22 protein-coding genes are annotated in these 24,127 nt (G+C 30.5%); 16 read left to right on the top strand and 6 right to left on the bottom strand.

The features are described 5' to 3' along the window. Positions 1-5 precede the first annotated feature (5 nt). From H574_RS0108200 to H574_RS0108260, 13 genes are all read left to right on the top strand, one after another. A complete protein-coding gene (locus tag H574_RS0108200) occupies positions 6-1,007 on the top strand; it encodes a transglutaminase domain-containing protein (RefSeq protein WP_027880114.1) in 1,002 nt (333 codons plus the stop codon). A gap of 42 nt (positions 1,008-1,049) precedes the next feature. Beyond that, positions 1,050-2,288, top strand: a complete 1,239-nt coding sequence (locus H574_RS0108205; RefSeq protein ID WP_027880115.1) for a DEAD/DEAH box helicase — start codon at positions 1,050-1,052, stop codon at positions 2,286-2,288. Between the two features lie 17 nt (positions 2,289-2,305). Further along, a complete protein-coding gene (locus H574_RS0108210; RefSeq protein WP_036227382.1) occupies positions 2,306-3,283 on the top strand; it encodes a carboxypeptidase-like regulatory domain-containing protein in 978 nt (325 codons plus the stop codon). Between the two features lie 129 nt (positions 3,284-3,412). Further along, the gene (locus tag H574_RS0108215; protein ID WP_027880117.1) at positions 3,413-5,626 is read left to right on the top strand and encodes a RelA/SpoT family protein; all 2,214 of its coding nucleotides are present in this window, start codon (positions 3,413-3,415) and stop codon (positions 5,624-5,626) included. 95 nt (positions 5,627-5,721) lie between these two features. Then, positions 5,722-6,180 carry a Fur family transcriptional regulator gene (locus H574_RS0108220; protein WP_027880118.1) on the top strand — a complete coding sequence of 153 codons (459 nt, stop codon included), beginning with the start codon at positions 5,722-5,724 and terminating at the stop codon, positions 6,178-6,180. A gap of 5 nt (positions 6,181-6,185) precedes the next feature. Then, positions 6,186-7,457 (top strand): adenylosuccinate synthase, encoded by a 1,272-nt coding sequence (locus H574_RS0108225; protein ID WP_027880119.1) that lies wholly within the window; start codon positions 6,186-6,188, stop codon positions 7,455-7,457. Between the two features lie 128 nt (positions 7,458-7,585). After that, on the top strand, positions 7,586-9,409 hold the full coding sequence (locus tag H574_RS14075) for an OstA-like protein (RefSeq protein WP_155912622.1): 1,824 nt from the start codon (positions 7,586-7,588) through the stop codon (positions 9,407-9,409). A 4-nt stretch (positions 9,410-9,413) separates the two neighbouring features. After that, a complete protein-coding gene (locus H574_RS0108235; RefSeq protein WP_027880120.1) occupies positions 9,414-10,595 on the top strand; it encodes an aspartate aminotransferase family protein in 1,182 nt (393 codons plus the stop codon). A 203-nt stretch (positions 10,596-10,798) separates the two neighbouring features. After that, positions 10,799-12,133 (top strand): tetratricopeptide repeat protein, encoded by a 1,335-nt coding sequence (locus H574_RS0108240; RefSeq protein WP_420864510.1) that lies wholly within the window; start codon positions 10,799-10,801, stop codon positions 12,131-12,133. 51 nt (positions 12,134-12,184) lie between these two features. Next, positions 12,185-13,192 (top strand): DUF368 domain-containing protein, encoded by a 1,008-nt coding sequence (locus H574_RS0108245; protein WP_027880122.1) that lies wholly within the window; start codon positions 12,185-12,187, stop codon positions 13,190-13,192. Continuing rightward, positions 13,192-14,208: a DUF368 domain-containing protein gene (locus tag H574_RS0108250; RefSeq protein ID WP_027880123.1), complete on the top strand. Its 1,017-nt coding sequence runs from the start codon at positions 13,192-13,194 to the stop codon at positions 14,206-14,208. Before H574_RS0108245 ends, H574_RS0108250 begins: the two co-directional genes overlap by 1 nt. Further along, positions 14,201-14,935, top strand: coding sequence for a shikimate dehydrogenase family protein (locus H574_RS0108255; protein WP_027880124.1), 735 nt, complete (start codon positions 14,201-14,203; stop codon positions 14,933-14,935). Before H574_RS0108250 ends, H574_RS0108255 begins: the two co-directional genes overlap by 8 nt. Positions 14,936-15,012: 77 nt before the next feature. After that, entirely contained in the window at positions 15,013-16,905 is a 1,893-nt protein-coding gene (locus H574_RS0108260) for a DUF349 domain-containing protein (protein WP_027880125.1), read from the top strand. A 453-nt stretch (positions 16,906-17,358) separates the two neighbouring features. Here the strand turns inward: H574_RS0108260 and mazG are convergent, their stop codons facing one another. The 4 genes from mazG to ruvX all read right to left on the bottom strand — a co-directional run bounded on the left by mazG (position 17,359) and on the right by ruvX (position 19,724). Beyond that, a complete protein-coding gene (gene mazG, locus H574_RS0108265) occupies positions 17,359-18,132 on the bottom strand; it encodes a nucleoside triphosphate pyrophosphohydrolase (RefSeq protein WP_027880126.1) in 774 nt (257 codons plus the stop codon). Between the two features lie 112 nt (positions 18,133-18,244). After that, positions 18,245-18,661 carry a DUF5606 family protein gene (locus H574_RS0108270; protein ID WP_027880127.1) on the bottom strand — a complete coding sequence of 139 codons (417 nt, stop codon included), beginning with the start codon at positions 18,659-18,661 and terminating at the stop codon, positions 18,245-18,247. Between the two features lie 55 nt (positions 18,662-18,716). Then, positions 18,717-19,307 carry a peptide deformylase gene (gene def / locus H574_RS0108275; RefSeq protein ID WP_027880128.1) on the bottom strand — a complete coding sequence of 197 codons (591 nt, stop codon included), beginning with the start codon at positions 19,305-19,307 and terminating at the stop codon, positions 18,717-18,719. Between the two features lie 6 nt (positions 19,308-19,313). Further along, positions 19,314-19,724 (bottom strand): Holliday junction resolvase RuvX, encoded by a 411-nt coding sequence (gene ruvX / locus H574_RS0108280; protein ID WP_027880129.1) that lies wholly within the window; start codon positions 19,722-19,724, stop codon positions 19,314-19,316. A gap of 191 nt (positions 19,725-19,915) precedes the next feature. On the opposite strand from ruvX, the gene H574_RS0108285 reads away from it, so the two are divergent. Further along, the gene (locus tag H574_RS0108285; RefSeq protein ID WP_027880130.1) at positions 19,916-20,731 is read left to right on the top strand and encodes a 2,3,4,5-tetrahydropyridine-2,6-dicarboxylate N-succinyltransferase; all 816 of its coding nucleotides are present in this window, start codon (positions 19,916-19,918) and stop codon (positions 20,729-20,731) included. Between the two features lie 64 nt (positions 20,732-20,795). Here the strand turns inward: H574_RS0108285 and H574_RS14080 are convergent, their stop codons facing one another. Then, entirely contained in the window at positions 20,796-21,560 is a 765-nt protein-coding gene (locus tag H574_RS14080) for a lipopolysaccharide kinase InaA family protein (RefSeq protein WP_036227386.1), read from the bottom strand. 90 nt (positions 21,561-21,650) lie between these two features. On the opposite strand from H574_RS14080, the gene H574_RS0108295 reads away from it, so the two are divergent. Together H574_RS0108295 and H574_RS0108300 are read left to right on the top strand one after the other, a co-directional pair. Beyond that, positions 21,651-22,709, top strand: coding sequence for a glycosyltransferase family 9 protein (locus H574_RS0108295; protein WP_027880132.1), 1,059 nt, complete (start codon positions 21,651-21,653; stop codon positions 22,707-22,709). A gap of 16 nt (positions 22,710-22,725) precedes the next feature. Continuing rightward, positions 22,726-23,316 (top strand): class I SAM-dependent methyltransferase, encoded by a 591-nt coding sequence (locus H574_RS0108300; RefSeq protein ID WP_036227388.1) that lies wholly within the window; start codon positions 22,726-22,728, stop codon positions 23,314-23,316. On the opposite strand, the gene H574_RS0108305 is transcribed toward H574_RS0108300, so the two are convergent. Continuing rightward, positions 23,309-24,127: a glycosyltransferase family 2 protein gene (locus H574_RS0108305; protein ID WP_027880134.1), complete on the bottom strand. Its 819-nt coding sequence runs from the start codon at positions 24,125-24,127 to the stop codon at positions 23,309-23,311. The genes H574_RS0108300 and H574_RS0108305 overlap by 8 nt on opposite strands.

Here is a 24,127-nt window from a genome sequence, read left to right on the forward strand (position 1 = left end):
TAGCTATGCGAAATGTACTTACTATCATTTCTGTTTTAATCTTAAATTTAGCTTTTGCGCAAGTTTCAGATTTTAAATCTATAGATTTTACTGTTGCAGATAATGTTGCAAAACTCAACAATGATAAAAACTTAGATAATTTACCACTACTTGCGCATAAGCTAACTTATAAATTAGATACAGATGTAGAAAAATTTAGAGCCATCTACACATGGGTTTGCACCAATATTAAAGGCGATTTAACTGTTAGCGATAAAGTGTTACACAAAAGAAAAAAATATAAAAATGATAGTTTAAGCTTCACACAATGGAATAACGATTACTTAAAAAAAGCGTTTAAAAAACTATTTAAACACAAAAAAACAATGTGCACAGGTTACGCTTATTTAATAAAGCAACTTTGTTTTTTTGTAAATATTGATTGCGAAATTATTAATGGCTACGGTAGAAGTTTTGATACAAATGTTGAAAGTTTAGAGCTTGTAAACCATTCTTGGAATGCAGTAAAACTAGACAACAAATGGTATTTGTGTGATGCCACTTGGTCTAGCGGTTATTTTTTAGGTAATATTTTTATTGAAGACTATAATGATGGATATTTTTTAACCGAGCCTACATTATTTGCAAAAAACCACATTCCAAAAGATAAAAAATGGCTCCTTAACAACACTTTAATTGATAGTGAATACTCAGCTTCTCCGCTAGTTTATAGTGAAACTTTTAAACACAAAACACTTCCTATTAGTCCTCAAAACATGCATGTAGAATTAAAAAAAGGAGAGCATCTAAATTTCAGTTTTAAAACTTTAGAATCTATTGATATTGTTAAAGTTTCGTTAGTGCAGTTTGTTGGAATTAATCCTGTAGACTTTGAAATAAACAACCTAAAAGAAGACAACGGAATGGTTTCATTTTCAACCACATTTAAGCACAAAGGGTTTTACGATGTACATTTAGCTATTGGTGATGATGTTGTTGCAACCTATACTGTAAAGGTCACTAAATAATCGTAAATAATTTAGCTACCTTTGTACAAATAAATTAGCTAAATGTCATTTAAAGACTTACAATTAAACAAACCTTTACGTCGTGCTGTTGCAGAAGCTGGTTACGACAACCCAACTTTGGTGCAAGAAAAAGCAATACCTGCTATTTTAGATAAAAAAGACGTTGTTGTTTCTGCGCAAACAGGTACTGGTAAAACAGCTGCATTTGCATTACCAATTTTACAATTACTTTTTGATCAACAAGACGCACCAAAACGCGGTAAAAAAATTAAAGCGCTTATTGTAAGTCCTACACGCGAATTAGCTGTACAAATCGCAAAAAACTTCGAAACCTACTCTACTTATACCAACCTAAGAACAACTGTGGTTTTTGGTGGCACATCGGTAGAGCCTCAAAAAGATATACTAAAAAAAGGCGTAGATATTTTAATTGCTACACCAGGTAGATTGTTAGATTTACATAAGCAAACAGCTTTACATTTAGATCAAGTTGAAGTATTGGTTTTAGATGAAGCCGATTTAATGCTAGACATGGGATTTATTGATGATGTAAGAAAAATTGAACGCCTATGTCCTACCGAAAAACAAACACTTTTATTTTCAGCAACAATACCTCATAAAGTTGAAGATTTAGCAAAAACCATTTTAAATAATCCAGAACGTATACTTGTTGCACCTAACGCTTCAACTTCAAAAAAGTTAGAACAATTATTATACTACGTACCAAAACGCAACAAAATAGAACTGTGTTTACACTTACTGCGTAACACTATAAAAGGACACATTATCATATTTAGACGTACCAAATTTGGTGTTAGTAAATTAGAACAAACGCTACTAAAAAACGGTTATAAAGTAGATAGTATACATGGTGACAAAAGTCAAAGTGCAAGACAGGAAGCGCTAAATAAATTCACTAAAAAAGAAGTTAACATTTTAATAGCTACAGATGTTGCTGCACGTGGTATAGATATAGACAGTTTGGATGCAGTAATCAATTTTGATTTACCAAATATACCAGAAACATATGTACATAGAATTGGTCGTACAGCACGTGCTGGACAAACTGGTGTAGCTTATTCATTTTGTAGTGCAGACGAAAAATCTTATATTAAAACCATCCAACAATTAATTAGTTTACAACTTGACGTTATAGATGATCATCCATATCCTTTAGACCCAAAAGCAAAACCTATAGTGCATACGTCTAATAAAAAAAGTAAGCACAAAAAAGGACGAAAAGGAAAAGGTAGTAAACAAAAGAAAAAACGCTGGTATTAAAATAGAATTCTTTTTAGATGAAATACTTATCATTTTTAATTGGCATAATTTCAATACAATTAGGCTTTAGCCAAACCTTTGTAAAAGACAGTTTAAACAATCAACCTGTATCTTTTGCAACCATAGATTTTGGTAATGGTTACGGAACATTTGCAGACGAAGAAGGCAAATTTTATTACAGCGAAAAACTTTATAAAGGTATTGACACTTTAATAATTTCGGCTTTAGGATATAAGAAGAAAAAAATTGCTACTAACAAACTAACAGATACCATTAAATTGCCTCACGAGGCGTCAATGTTAGAAGAAGTTATAGTTACAGCGAAACCCAAAGGAAAATTTAAAATAATAACTATAAAACCTAATGGTCACGAAGATTATTTTAAATGCTGGTTACCAACAATAGAAAGTGAAATTGCTGTATATTTCCCAAATAATTCGCCAAACACAAAACGAATTTCAAAACTTTTACTTCCTATAAAAACTGAAGCAAAAAATTGGGACAAACGCCATAAAGACAAACACGAAAAAAGACCATTTTCAACCCTTTTTAGAGTTCATTTTTATGAAAATAATGAAGGTTTGCCAGGCGATGTTTTAACTTATGAAAAGATTTTATTCATAGCCAATCAAGATACAAATCCTATTTTTGAATTAGACGTTACCGGAAGCAACATAATAATTCCCAAAAATGGTATTTTCGTATCTATCCAAGTATTAGGATATACCGATAAAGACGGAAAATTATTACCCAACAAAAAATATAAAGAAGTCGAAACAAAACGAGGTATTGTTAGAGTTTCTACAACATTTAGACCTTTATTACCATTTACAGACAAGATTGCTAGCAAACAAACCTTTGTAAAACGAATCTTTCATAATAACGGAAAATGGGTGTTATTCGACTTAAAAAACATTAATAATTCTAACCTTTTAAAAGCTGGTTTAAACAACTACGGAATGGGATTAGAAGTAGAAGTTTATAAAGAAAAATAAAACTTCAATTTTTTAACTTGGATAAAGCTATTTAGTTTCAATTAAAATTACACGATTACAGCTTGTACATTAACAATTTTGTAGTATTTTTAATATTCATTCATTATAATAATATAAGGCTATAGTTATATGACAGAGGTTGATATTGAAAAAGAAAATGCAGCAATTGCCAAAGCCTACAAAGAGCTTTTAAAAGTTAGCTACCGCACACTTTCTAAAGAAGACAAACAACTAATTAGAAAAGCTTTTAATGTTGCTGTAGAAGCACATAGCGATCAACGCCGTAAAAGTGGAGAAGCTTACATCTTTCATCCTATTGCTGTTGCAAAAATTGTAGCGCAAGAAATTGGTCTTGACGCTACTTCTATCGCTGCAGCTTTACTTCATGATGTCGTAGAAGATAACGAAAACTATAGCATAAAAGATATAGAAAATCTGTTTGGAGAAACAGTTGCTAGAATTGTTGATGGATTAACCAAAATTTCGTCTTTAAAAAAAGACATGAATGTTTCTCTGCAAGCAGAAAACTTCAGAAAAATGTTACTTACTCTTAATGATGATGTTAGGGTAATTATCATAAAAATTGCAGACCGTTTGCATAATATGCAAACTATGGACTCTATGCGTCCAGACAAGCAAGAAAAAATTGCTAGCGAAACACTTTACATTTATGCACCTCTAGCGCATAGAATTGGACTTTATAACATCAAAACAGAACTTGAAGACCTTGGCTTAAAGTATACAGAACCAGAAGTATACAACAGCATCTTATTAAAGATGAAAGAAAGCAAAGAAGAGCAAGATGCATACATAAACGAATTTAGTGATCTATTAAAAAAATCTTTAGATAAAGAAGGTTTAAACTATATTATAAAAGGTCGACCTAAATCTATTTTTTCAATAAAGAAAAAAATGGATAAACAAGGTGTTTCTTTTGACGAGGTTTATGACAAATTTGCCATAAGAATAATCTATAAATCAGACCGTGATAACGAAAAATTCTTAGCTTGGAAAATATATTCGATTGTAACAGATCACTTTAGACCAAACCCAACACGCTTACGCGATTGGATATCTTCACCAAAATCTACAGGATACGAAGCCTTACACATAACCGTTGTTGGACCAAAAAGCAGATGGGTAGAAGTACAAATTCGTAGTGAACGTATGAACGAAATAGCCGAAAAAGGTTACGCCGCTCATTACAAATACAAAAACGTAGATGATAACGACGATAATCTTGATATGTGGATTAACCGTCTACAAGATGCTTTAGAAAACGCGTCTACAAATGCAGTAGACTTTGTAGAACAATTCAAACTAAACTTATACTCTAAAGAAATATTTGTTTTTACACCTAAAGGCGAATTAAAATCACTTCCAAAAGGCGCAACACCTTTAGACTTTGCTTTTAGCATTCACACCGAAGTAGGCAGCAAAACAAGAGGCGCAAAAGTTAACGGAAAATTAGTCCCACTAAGCCACGTTTTAAACAGTGGTGATCGTGTAGAAATTATCACTTCAGAAAATGCTAAACCAAATCCAAACTGGCTAGATTACGCTACTACAGGTAAAGCAAGAAGTAAAATTAAATCACTTCTAAAAGAAGACACTAAGATAATTGGTGAAGAAGGTAAAGAAATTTTAAGAAGAAAATTAAAACAACTTAAAATTGAGCTAAACGAAAAATCGGTTAACGAAATGGTTAATCATTTTAAACTAAAAACAAGTTTAGACCTTTTTTATCGCGTTGGTACAGGAAACATAGATAGTAAAGCATTAAAAGAATATGCTGCATCACGTAGTAATGCTTTAGTTAGTTTTATAAAAAATAAAATTAACAGAAAACAAACCGTTAATCAAGAAGACATTAATAAAGACGAAATCACACACAAATATGATTTATTAGTCTTTGGTAAAGAAGAAGAAAAACTTGATTACAAATTTGCAAACTGCTGCAATCCTATTCCTGGCGATCCTGTTTTTGGTTTTGTAACCATAAACGATGGTATTAAAGTACACAAAAAATCATGTCCTAACGCTGTTAGTCTTCAGGCTAATTATGCGTATAGAATTATGCAAGCCAAGTGGATAGACTCTTCTCAACGCGAATTTGCAGCTCAAATAAAGCTTTCAGGAATCGATAATTTAGGATTAGTTAACGAGATTACTAAAGTCATTTCATCAAACATGCACGTTAATATGAAAAGCATTAACTTTAGTAGTGATGATGGCGTGTTTTCAGGAAAAATAAATGTAGTGGTTCGTAACAATACACTACTAAAAAAGTTAATGGAAAACCTAAAAAAAATTAACGGTATAGATAAGGTATCAAGAATTTAATCTTCAAGTTGTTAATAACTATTAATAACACATCTTTTAATCCAACAAAAAATAGCATTTAACCACAAAAAAAAATGTAAATTTGTCGGATAATTATGAGTGCAAATACGGACATAAAAAATCAAGAAATCGTTAAAAATGTGTTTACAGCTTTTTTAGAAGAAAAAGGACACCGTAAAACACCAGAACGTTATGCTATACTTCAAGAAATATATTCTAGTAATGAGCATTTTGATATCGAATCTTTATATCTAAATATGAAGAACAAAAAATATCGTGTTAGTCGTGCAACACTTTACAACACTATAGATCTTTTGTTAGATTGTGGTTTGGTTAGAAAACATCAGTTTGGAAAAAATCAAGCACACTACGAAAAATCATATTTTGATAAACAACACGACCACGTTATTTTACAAGACACAGGAGAAGTTATAGAATTTTGCGATCCACGCATTCAAGCAATCAAAAAAACCATAGAAGAAGTGTTTGATATAGAAATTAATAAACACTCTTTATACTTTTACGGTAACCGAAAAAAATCACAAAACAACTAAATATAATGGCAGTAGATTTACTACTTGGTTTACAATGGGGCGACGAAGGCAAAGGAAAAATTGTTGACGTTTTAACCTCTAAATATAATATTATTGCGCGTTTTCAAGGAGGACCAAACGCTGGTCACACATTAGTATTTAATGGTAAAAAGCACGTATTACACACAATCCCTTCAGGTATTTTTCATGAAAACGCTACTAACTTAGTTGGTAACGGTGTTGTAATAGATCCTGTTATTTTTAAAAAGGAATTGGACAAGTTAGCAGAGCAAGACGTAGATTATAAAAAGTCATTATTAATTTCGCGTAAAGCGCACATCATTTTACCTACGCATCGCTTACTAGATGCCGCTAGTGAAGCCTCTAAAGGAAAAGCAAAAATAGGTTCTACTTTAAAAGGAATTGGACCAACTTACATGGATAAAACAGGTCGTAATGGTTTACGTGTAGGAGATTTAGAATTAGATAATTGGCAAGAAAAATACCGTAGCTTAGCAGACAAGCACGAATCTATGATAGATTTTTATGACGCTAAAATAGAATACGATTTAAAAGAATTAGAAAACGAGTTTTTTGAAGCTGTAAACGTTTTAAAAAGCTTAACATTTATAGATTCTGAAGAGTACGTTTTTCAAGCTCAAAAATCTGGGAAAAGTATTTTAGCAGAAGGTGCTCAAGGATCATTATTAGATATCGATTTTGGAACATATCCATTTGTAACCTCAAGTAATACCACTGCTGCAGGTGCTTGTACTGGATTAGGTGTAGCACCAAACAAAATAAAAGAAGTGTTTGGTATATTTAAAGCTTACACAACACGTGTTGGTTCTGGACCTTTCCCAACAGAATTATTTGACGAAGATGGAGCAACTATGGCTCGCGTTGGACATGAGTTTGGAGCAACAACAGGTAGACCAAGACGTTGTGGTTGGTTAGACCTAGTAGCATTAAAATACGCTTGTCAAGTTAATGGCGTTACACAATTAATGATGATGAAAGCAGATGTTTTATCTGGTTTTAAAACTTTAAAAGTAGCTACAGCATATAAGTATAAAGGTGAAGAGATTAAGCATTTACCATACAATATTGAACCTGAAAATGTAGAACCAGTTTACACAGAGTTTAAAGGTTGGGCAGAAGATTTAACTGAGATGTCTGAAGCCTCTACATTACCTAAAGAACTAAATGAATACATTGCATTTTTAGAAAAAGAATTAGAAATTCCTATCACAATAGTTTCTGTTGGACCAGATAGAAAACAAACTATTTTTAGATAAAAATTTCTTTTAAAAAAGATTTAAAAACCTGCTAACAATTTAATTAGCAGGTTTTTCAGTCTTAAATAAATACTAATAGATAATACTAAGTAAGTTAAATCGTTATTTTTGCATCAAACACATTAAAATTGAAGTCAATAAAAACAAAATATCTCCTACTCTTTCTAATAGTTTTTATATCTTATTTTGCATCTGCACAACGCAAAACTATCGAGATTAAATACGCTGGTTTTGGAGAAAAAGACGAAGAAAAATTTCCTGGTGCACAAATATTAACCAGAAATGATGCACAACAAATTCATATTTTTCATGATGGTATAGACATGTATTGTGACAAAGCCATTTTTTACGGAAAAGAAGATTTTGTTGAAGCCTACGGAAATGTAAAAATGGTTCAAGGCGACACCATAAACCTGAATTCAAAATACGCAGAATATTCAGGAAAAACCCAATTAGCATTTGCTTCTGGAGATGTTATTTTAACCGAACCACAATCTATTCTAACTACAGACACTTTATACTTTAACCGTGCTAAACAAGAAGCTTATTATAAAACAGGCGGTAAAGTTGTAAGAGATTCTTCTGGAACTATTACCAGTAAAATTGGACGTTATTTTATGCCAAGAAAAAAGTATAGATTTCAAGATAGCGTTAAGCTTGTTAATCCAGAATATACTTTAAAAACAAAAATTTTAGATTACTATACAGATACAGGTCATGCATATATGTACGGACCATCAACTATTGAAGATGCTGCAAGTAAAATTTATTGCGAACGCGGTTTTTACGACACCGAATCTGACACTGGTTACTTTGTAAAGAAATCAAGAATAGATTATGACAACCGTGTTTTTGAAGGCGATAGCATGTATTTTGACCGTAATAAAAACTTCGCTTCTGCAACAAACAATATTAAAGTCACAGATACATTAAACAATAGTATTGTTAAAGGTCACTATGCCGAAGTCTACCGTGCAAAAGACTCTGTTTTTATTACAAAGCGCGCATTAGCCATTACACTTCAAGAAAAGGATAGCATATTTATGCATGCAGATACGTTGATGGTAACTGGTAAACCAGAACACCGTATTACCAGAGCTTATTATAATGCCAAGATTTACAAATCAGATATTAGCGGTAAAGCAGATTCGGTACACGTAGATCAAAAAACAGGATTAACACAGCTAATCAATTTAGCAAGAATGAATAAAGGCGATGCGTTTTCAGCAGCAAGAAAGCCTATTCTTTGGAATGTAAAAAACCAAATGACTGGAGATACTATTCATCTTAAATCCAACCCAAAAACCGAAAAACTAGACTCTTTAATTGTATTTTATAATGCATTTGTTATCAGTAAAGACACATTAAGTGACGATGGTTACAACCAAATTTCTGGAAAGCGATTAATTGGTCTTTTTGATGATGAAAATAATCTGAAGCAAGTTGATATTCTTAAAAATGCTGAATCTATCAATTATAGTAGAAATGAAAATGGCGAATTAATTGGTATTGAAAAGTCAAAATCTGCAGATATTGAAATGTATTTTGAGAATAAAGAATTGACAGAACTAAGAAAACTTCGTCAATTTGACGGAAAACTTTACACCGAAGAAGATTTTCCTGCAAACGCAAGAAAGTTAAGAGGATTTGATTGGCGTGAAGACGAGCGACCTGCATCTGTAGAAGACCTTTTTGTAGATGATCCTACTTTAAACCTACCAATAATAAAAGGTTTAGAGCCATACAATGACGAAGAAGAATTTTTTAACGACGATTTAATTGGTCGTGTAAAAAAAGCAGATCAAGAAGCCGAAGATAAAAACTTGATTAAAAAAGACGAAAAACCAAAAGCGTCAAGAAACGTACCTAATAAGTTTTTAAACAAAAAGAACACTTCAAAAGAAAAAACTGGCAAAAAACTAAATAAAATACCTGATTTAAAAAAGGATTAAACTATTGAAAGATTTATTCTTTAAATATCAAGCGCAAACGTCGCCATTTCCTTTAGGTATGGAAGTTTCTTATGCCAAAGGAAGTTATATATATGATACCAACAACAATGCACATCTAGACTTTGTTGCTGGTGTATCTGCATGTACTTTAGGGCATTGTCACCCAAAGGTTATAGAAGCAATAAAACAGCAAGCAGATCAATATTTACATGTCATGGTTTATGGCGAGTATGCTCAAGGTCCTGCAGTAGATTTATGTCAATTTATAGCAGACCATTTACCTGATCCGTTAGAACAAACTTATTTAGTAAATTCTGGTACAGAAGCTATTGAAGGTGCACTAAAACTAGCACGTCGCGTTACTGGAAGAAGTCAAATTATTGCTATGAAAAATGCATATCATGGTAATACAATGGGTTCTTTAAGTTTAATGAATTATGAAGAAAGAAAAGCACCTTTTAGACCATTAATACCTGATGTGCATCATATTAACTTTAATAGTGAAACGGACTTAGATTTTATTACTAAAAAAACTGCTGCTGTTATAGCAGAAACTATTCAAGGTGGTGCAGGTTTTATAGAGCCAACTAATAATTACTTAGCTAAATTAAAAGCAAAATGCCAAAGCGTTGGCGCTTTATTAATTTTAGACGAAATCCAACCAGGTATTGGTAGAACAGGTAAACTTTTTGGTTTCGAAAACTATAATGTTATCCCAGATATTGTCGTTACCGGTAAAGGTCTTGGTGGCGGATTACCCATTGGTGCTTTTACAGCTTCAAAAAAGCATATGTCACTATTACAAGACAACCCAAAAATGGGACACATCACTACTTTTGGTGGTAATCCTTTAATTGCAGCTTCTGCTTTAGCAACATTAAAAGAAGTAATTAACAGCAATTTAATGCAAGAAACTTTAGAAAAAGAAAAATTGATAAAAGACCTTCTTTTACAACATCCTTTAATTAAAGAAGTGCGTGGTCGTGGTTTAATGTTAGCTGCAATTACAAAGTCTGCAGAAGCTACTAACCATGTAGTTTTAGAAGCTCAAAAACAAGGTCTGATTCTATTTTGGTTACTATTTGAACCAAAAGCCATACGCATAACACCGCCACTAACAGTCAGTAAAGAAGAGCTTAAAAAAGGCTGTGGCATTATTATTGACATACTTAATAAATTACTGTAATAAAGTTATCTTCTAACCGACTAAAGCTCAACTAAAAAACAATTAAAATAGTAATTGTTCATTACTTTGTTAAAAACAAATCATCTAAAAGTTTAAAAAAAGTACAATAGAACATTACATTTATTACGAGGAAATTAAAAACGCCTATGGAATTCAGTCAAGATAGCCCTAACAATAATGTTTCTCTAAATAAATTTGAGTCAATGCTAAAAACAAATAATGTATTGTTTTTTGACTCAGAAGAATTTGAAAACATTATACATCATTACCTAAATCAAGGTAAAGTTGCTCTTGCAAAAAAAGCAATAAAATTAGGATTAGAACAACATCCATCTTCAACTAATTTAAAATTATTTAAAGTTGAAGTATATGTTTTTGAAAACAAATTAAAAGAGGCTAATCAACTACTAGATGCACTTTATGTTTTAGAGCCATCTAATGAAGAAGTGTACATCCAAAAAGCTAATATTCTTTCTAAAGAAGACAAACATGAAGACGCAATCAAAGTATTAAAAATAGCATTAAACTTTTCTGAAGAAGTTTCAGAAATACATGCTTTAATAGGCATGGAATACTTGCTTTTAGACGACTTTGAAAAAGCCAAGCAAAGCTTTATGAGTTGTTTAGAAGAGCAACCAGAAGACTATTCTTCATTATATAATATTATATACTGCTTTGATTTTTTAAATGAAAATGAAGAAGCAATTACATTTTTAAATAAATACTTAGATTCTAATCCTTATTGTGAAGTTGCATGGCACCAATTAGGTAAACAATACTTCTCTATTAAAGATTATAAAAAGGCGCTTAGCGCATTTGACTTTGCGATAATTTCTGATGACCGCTTTATAGGTGCTTACTTAGAAAAAGGTAAGGTTTTAGAAAAATTAAAACGCTACAAAGAAGCGATAGAAAACTATTTACTTACACTAGAACTTGATGATCCAACTAGCTTTGCTTTATTAAGAATGGGTTGTTGTTATGAAAAGTTAGGTAAATTAGATTTAGCAAAACAATACTATTACAAAACAGTAAAAGAAGATCCATTACTAGACAAAGGTTGGATTGCAATTACTAAATTTTATTTAAAGCAACATAATTACCAAAAAGCATTATATTACATCAATAAAGCAATAAATATTGATGCAGAAAATGTAATCTATTGGAAACTTTATGCCCAAATAAATCAAAGACTTAACTTTTTAGAAGAAGCAGAAAAAGGTTATAAAAAAGCAATAGAATTAGGTAATTACGAACTAAACACCTGGTTGTCTAGAACAGATATACTTATTCAAATAGGAGAATTAGATGCAGCTAGTTTAAATTTAATACAAGCAACAGAATTTTATCCTGAAAATGCAGAAATAGAATTTAGACTAACCGGTATATACTATAAAGCTTTAGAAACTGAAAAAGGTAGTTATCATCTTAAAAACGCTATGACTTTTAATAAAGAATTCTTGTTTATTATAGAAGAGCTATTTCCTGAAGTATATCACTCTATTACTTTTCAAAAGGCGTTAAAAAAGGTACAATAACGTAATCTTGTTTCTAATTTTATATACCTTTGAAGCTTTAAAACATAAAAGATGCAAAGACGTTTAAAAGACTATCTTTTTATTAGCTTAAAAGGTGTTGCAATGGGCGCAGCAGATGCTGTACCTGGTGTTTCTGGAGGAACTATAGCATTTATTTCTGGTATTTACGAAGAACTAGTAACAACTATAAGTAATGTAGACTTTTCTTTATTTAAAACCTTAAAAAAAGAGGGCATTCTTCCTTTCTGGAAACAGTTAAACGGTAACTTTTTATTAGCGCTTTTAACAGGCATTATAATCAGCTTTATTTCCTTTATGAGATTGGCTAAATTTCTTTTAGAAGAACATCCTGTACTTATTTGGTCTTTCTTTTTTGGATTAATTATTGCAAGCATTTACTTTGTTGGCAAACAAATAAAAAAATGGTCATCATCTACTATTATTGCTCTTATTGCTGGTGCTGTAATAGCTTTTTACATTACAGGTTTACCGTCCTTAGCTAGTAATACTAATTCTTATTTTCTTTTTATTGCTGGTGCTATAGCTATTTGTGCTATGATTTTACCAGGGATTTCTGGTAGTTTTATTTTAGTTATTCTAGGTGCTTACAAGACTTTAAGTGATGCATTTCATGATTTTGATATCAAAAAAATAGCCCTTTTTGCATCTGGTGCAGTAGTTGGTCTTTTATCTTTTAGTCGTGTTCTTAAATGGCTATTTAAAAATTTTCATAATCTAACATTGGCATTATTAACTGGTTTTATTTTAGGCTCTTTAAACAAAGTTTGGCCTTACAAAAAAACCTTAAAGGTTATGGAAGATACCACAGGAAATATCATTGATTTTGAGACGGTATCAAATTTTGGAACATTAGGTATCTATCAAAAATCTATTCAGAATTTTGACAGTTACAAAATGGTAATAGAACAGAGTATTTCTCCTTCATATTACGCCGAAATTAATCAAGTCAATGCGCAACTACCGCTAGCAATTGGCTTAATGGTTGTAGGATTTTTAACTATTTTTATACTTGAAAAAGTAGGAAACAAACCAGAATAATGCAAAGCACCAGAACATTAAAAGATCGTATTTTTTTAGTTCTTAAAGGTTTAGGAATGGGCGCAGCAAACAAAGTGCCTGGTGTTTCTGGTGGTGTGGTTGCTTTTGTTGCAGGCTTTTATGAAGAGTTTATTTATTCTCTTCAAAAAGTAAATATAAAAGCGTTTAAACTACTATTTAATGGTCGTTTTAAATCATTTTATAATTATATAAATGGTAGATTTTTAAGTCTCTTATTTTTAGGGATGGTAATTAGTTACTTTAGTGTTTCTAAAATATTAGACTATCTAATAACCCACTATCAGCTTTATGTATGGAGTGTGTTTTTTGGGATGATTATTGGATCTATTTATTATATAAGTAAAGATTTTAAAGATTGGAAACCTACAACATACTTAGCATTAACTATTGGTATTGCTATTGGTTTAAGTATTAGCTTTTTAGATCCTGCAACACAAAATGATAATTTATTATTTGTGTTTTTTTGCGGGATAATTAGTGTATCAGGTATGACTTTACCTGGTTTTTCAGGTTCCTTTATTTTAATACTTTTAGGTAATTACGTGTTACTATTAGTAGACTCTGTTAATGCTTTGTATGACACTGTAACCGAAATTATAACCGGAGACTTTAGCTTTACATCTAATTTAGAGCGCATAAGAATGCTTAAGGTTTTAGCTGTTTTTACGCTTGGTTCTGTAGTTGGATTAGTCACATTTTCTCACGCATTAAATTATATTTTAAAACATTATAAAAGTGTAACTATCGCATCAATAATTGGCTTTATCGTTGGCTCTTTAGGCGTCGTTTGGCCATTTAAAGAAACCATTTATAAAACCAATAATAATACTTTTGTACTAGACTCAAGAGGAGAAAAAATCATCGAAAATTACAAACGTTATTTACCAGAACTAACACCAGAAACCTACTATGCTATTGCTTTTACAATAATTGGTATAGCTATAGTTTTAGCTTTAGAGTTTTACGGACAAAAAACAAGGCAAGCCAATGCGTAGATTTGGATTAATCGGTAGAGATATCTCCTATTCATTTTCTCAAAATTATTTTTCAATAAAATTTAAAGATGAAGATATTAAAGATGCATCTTACGAAAATTTTGATATAGAAAACATAAATCAATTTAAAACTGAGGTATTAAATCAAGATATAAAAGGTTTAAACGTTACAATTCCTTATAAAGAAGAAATTATTCCTCAATTGGATAGCTTAGATAAAAAAGCAAAAAAAATTGGAGCTGTAAACACTATAAAAATCTCAAAAAAAGGAAAAACAAAGGGTTATAATACCGATTGTTATGGTTTTAAAAAATCACTTAAACCTCATCTTAAAAAAAGACATAAAAAAGCACTTATTTTAGGTACTGGTGGCGCAAGTAAAGCTATAGCATTTGTTCTTAAAAAATTAGGGATTAAATACAAATTTGTTTCAAGAACATCTTCAACAAAAGCAGATTATACGTATTTAGATTTAACAGAAGACATCATAAACGACCACAAAATAATCATTAATTGTACACCTGTAGGCACTTATCCCAATATAGATAGCGCTCCTGACATACCTTATAATTTCATTTCTAAAAAACATATTTTATTCGATTTAATTTATAATCCTTCGGAAACTACGTTTCTAAAAAACGGAAAACTAAAAGGCGCAAAAATCATTAATGGTTACGATATGTTGGTATTTCAAGCAGAAAAAGCTTGGAAAATATGGAATAAATAGCGCATAGCTTATAATTTTGTTTGTAGTTTTTCAACTTGTTACTATCTTTAAAATCTAAATTTTAAAACATTTTAAAGATGTCAGAGCTAGATAACCTGCAAAACGCAGACGGAACGGAAGAACAAAAAGAAACTGTACAACCAACAACAGAAGACAATTCAAACAACGACGATGATAAAGTCTTAAATGAAATTGAAGACTCTAACGCAGAAGATGCCGAAGATGAAGGCAATAAAGACAGACATAATATTGAAGAAAAAGATTATGAGTCTTTAAACATGGAACAATTGGTTATAGAACTTGAACGTTTGGTAAAAAACGAAAAAGTACAAGCTATAAACAAACATGTTAATGCCTTAAAACAAGAGTTTGATAAACAATTTAATGACTTACTTGAAGAAAAGAAAGAAGAGTTTTTAAGTAATGGCGGTGTAGAGATGGACTTTAGATACAACTCTCCGTTACAACGTAGCTTTAGAGACACTTATAAAGACTACAAACAACGTCTAACTGCACACTACAAAAATTTAGAAAAAAACTTAAAGCAAAATTTAAATAATAGGCTAGAAATTATTGAGCAAATAAAAGCACTTACAGAAGATGCAGAAGACTCAATGAGTTCTAAATATAAGACATTTAAAGATTTACAAGACCAATGGAGAAATGCTGGTCCAATACCAAGAGATAAATATAATAACGCTTGGAATAGCTACCATTTTAATGTAGAACGTTTCTATGATTTATTACACTTAGATCGAGATTTACGCGATAAAGATTTTGAACATAATTTAGAACAAAAAACAAAAATTATAGAGCAAGCAGAAGCACTAGCTAAAGACGATAATATAAACAGAGCCTTTAGAGAACTTCAAAATCTTCATAAAATCTGGAAAGAAGAGCTTGGTCCTGTAGCAAGAGAACACAGAGAACCAATCTGGGAACGATTTAAAGAAGCTACAAAGAAAATTAATGAAAATAGACAAGAATACTTTAAAAGCTTAGATAAATTATACGAGCAAAATCTTGTAAACAAACAAGCTATTATAGACAAGATTGCTCAAATTTCTTCAGAAAATATAAATACTCACAAAGGTTGGCAAAATAAAATTAAAGAGGTAGAAGCTTTAAGAGAAGAATTTTTTAAAGCAGGAAAAGTACCTATTAAAGTTAACGAAGCAACATGGGCTAAATTTAAAGAAGCCGTTCGCACCTTTAATAGAAAGAAAAATCAATTCTATAAAGATTTAAAAAAGGAACAATACGTTAACCTAGAGAAAAAGCAAGAACTTATTAAAATTGCAGAAGAAAACAAAAACAACGAAGATTTTGAAGTAACTACACCTTTAATGAAAAAAATCCAAGCAGATTGGAAAAAAATTGGACATGTACCAAGAAAGGACAGCGACAAAATCTGGAAACAATTTAAAACTGCTTGTAACCACTATTTTGATAGAATAAAAGACCAACGTAATGCAGCGTCTGCAGAAGAAGAGCAAGCTTTTAAAGAAAAAGAAGCATTACTAGCCAAAGTTAAAGAGTTAAAATTAACCGGAGACCAAAAAGAAGACTTAGCTACTATAAAAGAACAAATTAATAATTGGAAAAATATAGGTCGCGTACCTAGAAATAAAAAACATATTGAAGGTGACTTTAATAATGTATTAGATGGTTTGTTTAAAAACTTAGATTTAAACAAAACTGAAGCTGAAATGATTAAGTTTGAAAATAAACTTCAAGATTTATCATCTACAGACAACCAAAAAGTAATTGATAACGAACGTTTTTACATTCAGAAAAAAGTAGATGAAATAAAAGGAGAAATTAACCAACTAGAAAACAATTTACAGTTTTTTACTAATGTTAAATCAGATAATCCTTTAGTAAAAGAAGTGCATAAAAACATAAAAAAGCATAAAGAGGAATTAGACATTTGGCTAACAAAACTTAAAAAAATTAAGTCTCTATATTAATGAAAGATAACGATTAATCATATAGTATTTAATTAATCTATTACTCATAATCATTAAAATTATAGGAAACATTTTCTAATAAAAAAACCAAACCCTATTTCTGAGAGGAAATAGGGTTTTGGCTCCTAACTAAACTAACCAATTATTTCTCTTCGTTTACAAGAAATAATTTTATTTTCTATGACACCTAATATGATGTATGCTATTAATCAACTTTATTCTATAATAAGGTAAGATTAAATGTCATATGCTTTATATACGACACATTTATTGTTTTGGATTTTTATAGATTATAAAAAAGTTGATTTTAACATATTTTTAAGTAAATCAAATAGTTAAAACGCTAATTAGGTATTAATTGACTTTTTATAAATTATTTTTTTTGAAAAATTATAGCAGTTTTTTGGCTTCTTCCCTATTGTAATATTTGAAAAAATCAGTGGATTTTTCCAATTACAGTTTTTTGGCTTCTTCCCAAAAAACATCCATTTCAGTAAGAGTCATGTCTTTTAATTCTTTATTTAAAGATTTTGTTTTTTCTTCCAAATAAACAAAACGCTTTGAGAACTTTTTATTTGTCCTTTCTAATGCATTTTCTGGGTTAATTTTTAAAAATCGTGCATAATTTACCATAGAAAAAAGTACATCTCCAAACTCGGCTTCCATAGCGTCTTGATTACCGTTTTGTACTTCTTCTTTAAATTCAGATAACTCCTCTTCTACTTTTTCCCAAACTTGCTCTGGTTGTTCCCAGTCAAAACCAACACCTGCAACTTTATCTTGTATTCTACTTGCTTTAACAAGCGCTGGTAAACTTTTTGGTACACCTTCTAAAACACTTTTTTTTCCTTCTTTTAATTTAAGGTTTTCCCAATTACGTTTTACGTCTTCTTCATTTTCAACTTTTACATCTCCATAAATATGCGGATGCCTATGTATTAGTTTATCGCAAACAGTATTTAGTACATCGGCTATATCAAAATCATTGGTTTCACTTCCTATTTTTGCATAGAAAACTAAGTGAAGCATTAGGTCTCCTAATTCCTTTTTTACTTCTTCTAAATCGTTATCCAAAATAGCGTCACCTAGTTCGTAAGTTTCTTCTATAGTAAGATGACGCAATGTTTGCATGGTTTGTTTTTTATCCCATGGACATTGTTCTCTTAACTCATCCATAATGGTTAACAAACGGTCAAATGCTTTTAATTGATCAGGTCTACTATTCATAAAAAAGGTTTTTGGTAAAAGTACAATGATTTATTATTGCGTAAAACATTGGCACAAAAAAATCCAGCTTTAAGGCTGGATTTTTTTTATATTTTAATAAACAAGTTTATTATTATTCTTCATCACTTGTTGTTAGGTCTTCTTCTAAGTTTAAAAGATCATTTTTAACAAGTAAATTATACCACTGAATTACTTTTTTAATATCACTAACATATACTCTATCTTCATCATAATCTGGTAATACTTCAAAGAAGTATTCTTCTAACTTATCTTTAGAGTCTTTATGGCTAATAGCTGTTTCTTGTCCGTTTTCTTTTTCGCTTATTTTTCTAAAAACATCTGCTAAAGGCACTTCTTCGGTTAAAGTATATATTGCTATCTCGCTTAATACACTTACATTTTGTTGTATACCAATAGATAATCTTTTTTGATCTATTAAAGATTCTGCTATAAAGCCCGTTCTTGTTTGAGTTACTAATTTGTATAATCCAGGTTTACCTGAAATTGCTAAAACTTTTTCTAAAGCCATAAATTTATTTTTAAGGGTCGCAAATATCTAATGTTACTTTGGGTTTTCCAAACGTTTAACGTTTCTTTTTCATTAACGGAAACTTCATTCGGTAATCTACGTTTATTTTTCCTTTAGAAATATTGGTTAGTTTTCCTTTAATTAAGCGTTTTTTAAGTGCAGATAATTTATCTGTAAATAATACGCCTTCTATATGGTCATACTCATGTTGAAATACTCGTGCTGCAAGACCTGATAACTCTTCTGTATGTGTATTAAAATCTTGATCTTGATATTGTATTTTTATATTTGGTTGTCTAAACACGTCTTCTCTAACATCTGGTATACTAAGACAGCCTTCGTTAAATGCCCATTCGTCTCCAGTTTCTTCTAGTATAGTTGGGTTAATAAAAACACGTTTAAAATCTTTTAATTGTTCTTGCTCTTCTTTTGACAAATCATCATCTTCTGCAAATGGTGATGCATCTACTATAAAAACTCTAATTGATAACCCAATTTGCGGTGCTGCAAGACCAACACCGTATGCACCATACATAGTTTCAAACATGTTATCTATTAATGTGTCAAGATTTGGGTAATCTTTTGTTATTTCTTTGGCTTGCTTTTTTAAAACGGGATCGCCGTAAGCAACTATAGGTAATATCATAAATTATTATTTATTATAAAGGTAACTTTGTAAGATAATAGTTGCACTAACCTCATCTAACAAAGATTTGTTTTGTCTTTGTTTTTTCTTTAATCCACTATCAATTAAGGTTTGCGCTGCCATTTTTGAGGTAAAACGCTCGTCTACTCTTTCAATAGGAATGTGCGGAAATGTAGATCTTAGTTTAGAAATAAATGGTTTAATTAAAGCTTCGCTTTCGCTAGCTGTATTATCCATTTGTTTTGGCTCTCCAACTAAAAAAAGCTCCACATTCTCTTTTTCTGTATATGTCTTTAAGTAATCTAAAAGCTCTTTTGTAGCTACAGTAGCTAGTCCTGATGCTATAATTTGCATATCGTCTGTAACTGCTAATCCTGTTCTTACTTTACCGTAATCTATTGCTAATATTTGAGCCATCTTAAAATTTTATGCAAATTTATGGTTTTATAGATTAACACCTTAAATATTATGCCATATTTTAATTTATAGGAATTATATTTGCGTGAAGGATTGAAGCGACATCCTTTTTTTGCTGCCATATATGGTAAAAAAAGATATAGCGTAAAGCCTGACCTTTAGGGCACGCCAAAAAATTGAAATTACAAAAAATGAAAGATTTACAACAAATTATTGAAACTGCTTGGGATAACCGAGAGCTTTTAACCGAGACATCAACTATTGAAGCAATTAGAAAGGTGATAGCGCTTTTAGATGAAGGTACACTTCGTGTTGCTGAACCTACTACAGATGGTTGGCAAGTTAACGAATGGGTAAAAAAAGCTGTTGTTTTATATTTCCCGATACAAAAAATGGAAACTTTAGAAGTTGGTATTTTTGAATATCATGATAAAATCCCTTTAAAAACTGGTTATAAAGAAAAAGGAATTAGAGTTGTACCTCATGCTGTGGCACGTCATGGCGCATATATTTCTGCTGGTACTATTTTAATGCCTAGTTATGTAAATATTGGCGCTTATGTAGACGAAGGTACTATGGTAGATACTTGGGCTACTGTTGGTAGTTGTGCGCAAATTGGTAAAAACGTACATCTTTCTGGTGGTGTTGGTATTGGTGGTGTTTTAGAGCCTTTACAAGCTGCTCCTGTAATTATTGAAGATGGTGCTTTTATTGGTAGTAGATGTATTGTTGTAGAAGGTGTTAGAGTTGGCAAAGAAGCTGTATTAGGTGCTAATGTTGTTTTAACTATGAGTACTAAAATTATTGATGTTACTGGTGATAAACCTGTTGAAATGAAAGGTTATGTACCAGAACGTTCTGTAGTAATACCTGGAAGTTACACTAAAGAATTTGCTGCAGGAAGTTACAACGTGCCTTGCGCACTAATAATTGGTAAACGCAAAGAAAGTACCAACAAAAAAACATCGCTTAACGATGCGTTACGCGAATATGATGTGGCTGTTTAAATGAAAGTTACTTAACAAAATGAATATAAAAAATCCTAAACTTTAAAGTTTAGGATTTTTTATATTATGATTTAAATTGCATTTTACGTCCAGATCTACGCAATTTTTTTCGGTTTATTTTATGTTGAAACGCCATACTATGCTTTAACATTAAATCATGGGTTTCTTGGTAAGGCTTTTTATATAATTCTGAATATTTTTCTGCAATTACTTTAATCATCGTTTTAGATAGCCACAAGCGTCTAAAATTATACATACGCTTATCAAAGGTCATGTTTTCAAAACGCATTCGGTTTAAATCTATAAGGTAGAATTTATAACCTTGCTCTGTTTTAACAACTAACGTATTGCCTGGTGAATGATCTAAAAAATTAATATTATTTTCATGTAACTTAAAGGTGAATTCTGAAAATTTCTGTAATATTTCTTCTCTGTTAGGGAATTTTGGATTGTGTATTAATGCTCTAAATTCAAAATCATAATTTATATGCTCACTTATATAATAGCTATTTTTTAATCCAAAAACAGATGTTTCTTCTATATAGGCAATAGGAAAAGGTGTTGATATTTCACAATCTATTAACCTGCTTGCATATTCAAAAGACCGTTTAGCTTTACTTGGTCGTATCCATTTGTAAATAAAACTATTAAAAGCATTTGGTTTTTTAAAGGACTTTATATTTAGCTTTAAACCGTTTACTTCAAAAGATTTAATAACATTACGTTGGCCAATAGTTACAGCTTCTCCTTTGTTATCAAAATCCTTAATTAAATTTTCAATTTCAGATTTTAAATGTTGATATTTTGGATGACAGTGTATGATTTTAATTAATTTTAAGTTGCTTCAAAGATATGTTAAACTAAATTTTAATAAAAGCCGATAAAATTATATTTTGCACTTAGGCAAAAGCCAATTTAGATGAAGAAGATTTTAATCATTCAAAATAAAAGAATTGGAGATGTGCTATTAGCCTCTTTAATTGCTACAAATTTAAAAAAAGTATTTCCTGATTCTGTAATAGATTACATGGTTTACGATTACACAACTGGTGTTATCGAACAAAACCCAGCAATTGATAATATTATTGAAATTAAGGAAAAAGAACTTAAAAAAATACCCGTACTTCTTAAAACTGCTTTTAATGTACGACGTAAAAAGTATGATATTGTTGTAGATCCTTACGCAAAATTTCAAAGTCGTGTAATTACTTTATTATCAGGTGCAAATACAAGAATAGGATTTAAAAAACGAGAAAAAAATCCACCTTTACCGTTTTACACACACAATATTTCGTTTTTAAAAGAAAAGTCTAAACCTTGCGGAAAATCTATTGAAGACAGAGTACATTTGGTGACTTCGGTTTATGATATTAAAAACCCTGTTTATGAGCCTAAGATATATTTAACTAAAGCTGAAGAGCAATACGATAAGCTTAACCAATACAACAAGCCAATAGTCATGTTTGGTATTTTGGGTAGTACACCACAAAAATCTATGCCTTATGATTATATCGTAAAGTTGATAGATTTTGTAACTGAAAATTATGATGTGTATGCCTTATTTAATTATGCACCACATCAAAAAGAAGATGCGCAAACTATATACAATCAATGTAAACATAAAAAACAAATTATTTTTGATATTTATGAAGAAAGTATCCGTGGATTTGTGTTACTTATGAATAAATGCAATCTATTAATTGCAAATGAAGGCGGCACAGTACACATTGCAAAAGCTTTAAACAAACCAACATTTACTATTTTTTCTCCTTATGTATTAAAAGAACATTGGGCAAGTTTTGAAGACGGTAAAAAACACACATCTATTCACCTTTTAGATGAAAAACCAGATTTGTTTTCTACAGATAGAGAACAGCGTAAAAAAATTGAAGAAGATCCTACTTTTCTTTATAAACAATTAACGCCAGATATTATCATCCCAAAATTAGATACTTTTTTAAAGCAACATTTTAATTAATTAAACTCTACAGATAATGAGTAAACTAAGCTTAATAGATCGATTTCATCACTGGAGAAGAAAAAACAGATGGAATAGACAATATAAAAAGGGAAAATGGGATTATCTTAATAATGATCGTGAGGACTTAAGATATCAAAAAATTGTTGAATTTATTTCTAAGTACGCTTCTAAAAACCCTACTATTCTAGACCTTGGTGCGGGAGAAGCTGTTTTAAACGGAAAGTTTGATAAAAATAGTTATTCTCACTTTTACAATGTAGACTTCTCTAAGAACTCTATAGACAAAGCAAAACAAAAGCAACTTCCAAATTCTACTAGTTTAGTTGCAGATATCCATAATTACAATCCAAATAAGACTTATGATGTAATTGTTTTTAATGAAGCTTATTATTACGTACATCATAACTTAAAAAAAGAAGTTCTAAATAGATTTATAGGTAAACTTAAACCTAATGGATTACTAGTAGTTTCTATCTACAAAGAAGGTTTAGATTGTTGGGAAATTATTGATGCAAATACAAGTATAGAAAAACTTGACTTTAACAAAGTTGAAACAGATAGAGAACAAACCTATTGGAAAGTTGGTGCTTACCGTGTTAACTAGTTTGTTTTATACCAAACTCTGTCCATGTTGTCTTTTTAGTTTTTGTCTGTTTTCTAATGGCTAAGTTTTTGGCTATAGCTTTATCATTTTTATAACCTCTTTCATGATAAAGATGTACGCATATAGCACTATATCTTATCTGTATGGGTTTTACACCTTTATTAACTAAACGTTCGCCTAACTCTCTATCTTCGCCTCCATATTCCATTCTCTGATCAAACCCATTAACAGCTAATATATCTTGTTTCCAACCTGATGCATTCATACCATCCCAAGTAGCTTTGGTTGGTGTTAACTTATTTAATAGAAACTGTTTTGTTCCTTTTGCAGTTAATTTATTTAGCTTAAATGAAGATTTTAAACCATGATCTAATAACCATTTTTTATCAAAACAAGATTGCTTGATGATATCTTTTTCAGTAATAATTTCAGAAATGTGTTTTGGTAATTTAAAGTAACCTCCAGATAAAAAGCAATTATCTTTTTTTAAATCATAATGTGTTTGCACAAAGTCTTTTCTAGGAATACAATCACCATCCGTAAATAGCAAATAATCTGCATTTGACTTTAAAATGGCTTTATTTAAAATTGTTGTTTTTCTAAAGCCTTTATCCTCTTGCCAAACGTGCTTAATTTTTAAGTTTGATTTACTAATAAAATTGTCTACTACAGTTTTTGTATTATCCGTAGATCCATCATCTGCTATAATAATTTCAAAATCTGTAAAGGTTTGCTGGTTATATCCAACTAAGACATTATACAGCCATTTAGGCTGATTATAAGTACTTATAATTACAGAGATTTTTGGCAT

This window comes from Mesoflavibacter zeaxanthinifaciens DSM 18436 (assembly GCF_000422365.1).
GTDB classification, from domain to species: Bacteria; Bacteroidota; Bacteroidia; order Flavobacteriales; family Flavobacteriaceae; genus Mesoflavibacter; species Mesoflavibacter zeaxanthinifaciens.

Bases quoted from the DNA above. Each gene is read 5' to 3' on its own strand.
- def (WP_027880128.1), bottom strand. From the start codon at position 19,307: ATGATATTACCTATAGTTGCTTACGGCGATCCCGTTTTAAAAAAGCAA.
- H574_RS0108220 (WP_027880118.1), top strand. From the start codon at position 5,722: ATGAGTGCAAATACGGACATAAAAAATCAAGAAATCGTTAAAAATGTG.
- H574_RS0108240 (WP_420864510.1), top strand. From the start codon at position 10,799: ATGCTAAAAACAAATAATGTATTGTTTTTTGACTCAGAAGAATTTGAA.
- H574_RS0108210 (WP_036227382.1), top strand. From the start codon at position 2,306: ATGAAATACTTATCATTTTTAATTGGCATAATTTCAATACAATTAGGC.
- H574_RS0108225 (WP_027880119.1), top strand. From the start codon at position 6,186: ATGGCAGTAGATTTACTACTTGGTTTACAATGGGGCGACGAAGGCAAA.
- H574_RS0108260 (WP_027880125.1), top strand. From the start codon at position 15,013: ATGTCAGAGCTAGATAACCTGCAAAACGCAGACGGAACGGAAGAACAA.
- H574_RS0108295 (WP_027880132.1), top strand. From the start codon at position 21,651: ATGAAGAAGATTTTAATCATTCAAAATAAAAGAATTGGAGATGTGCTA.
- H574_RS0108250 (WP_027880123.1), top strand. From the start codon at position 13,192: ATGCAAAGCACCAGAACATTAAAAGATCGTATTTTTTTAGTTCTTAAA.
- H574_RS0108245 (WP_027880122.1), top strand. From the start codon at position 12,185: ATGCAAAGACGTTTAAAAGACTATCTTTTTATTAGCTTAAAAGGTGTT.
- H574_RS0108255 (WP_027880124.1), top strand. From the start codon at position 14,201: ATGCGTAGATTTGGATTAATCGGTAGAGATATCTCCTATTCATTTTCT.
- mazG (WP_027880126.1), bottom strand. From the start codon at position 18,132: ATGAATAGTAGACCTGATCAATTAAAAGCATTTGACCGTTTGTTAACC.
- H574_RS0108200 (WP_027880114.1), top strand. From the start codon at position 6: ATGCGAAATGTACTTACTATCATTTCTGTTTTAATCTTAAATTTAGCT.
- H574_RS0108300 (WP_036227388.1), top strand. From the start codon at position 22,726: ATGAGTAAACTAAGCTTAATAGATCGATTTCATCACTGGAGAAGAAAA.
- H574_RS0108305 (WP_027880134.1), bottom strand. From the start codon at position 24,127: ATGCCAAAAATCTCTGTAATTATAAGTACTTATAATCAGCCTAAATGG.
- H574_RS0108205 (WP_027880115.1), top strand. From the start codon at position 1,050: ATGTCATTTAAAGACTTACAATTAAACAAACCTTTACGTCGTGCTGTT.
- H574_RS0108285 (WP_027880130.1), top strand. From the start codon at position 19,916: ATGAAAGATTTACAACAAATTATTGAAACTGCTTGGGATAACCGAGAG.
- H574_RS0108270 (WP_027880127.1), bottom strand. From the start codon at position 18,661: ATGGCTTTAGAAAAAGTTTTAGCAATTTCAGGTAAACCTGGATTATAC.
- H574_RS0108215 (WP_027880117.1), top strand. From the start codon at position 3,413: ATGACAGAGGTTGATATTGAAAAAGAAAATGCAGCAATTGCCAAAGCC.
- ruvX (WP_027880129.1), bottom strand. From the start codon at position 19,724: ATGGCTCAAATATTAGCAATAGATTACGGTAAAGTAAGAACAGGATTA.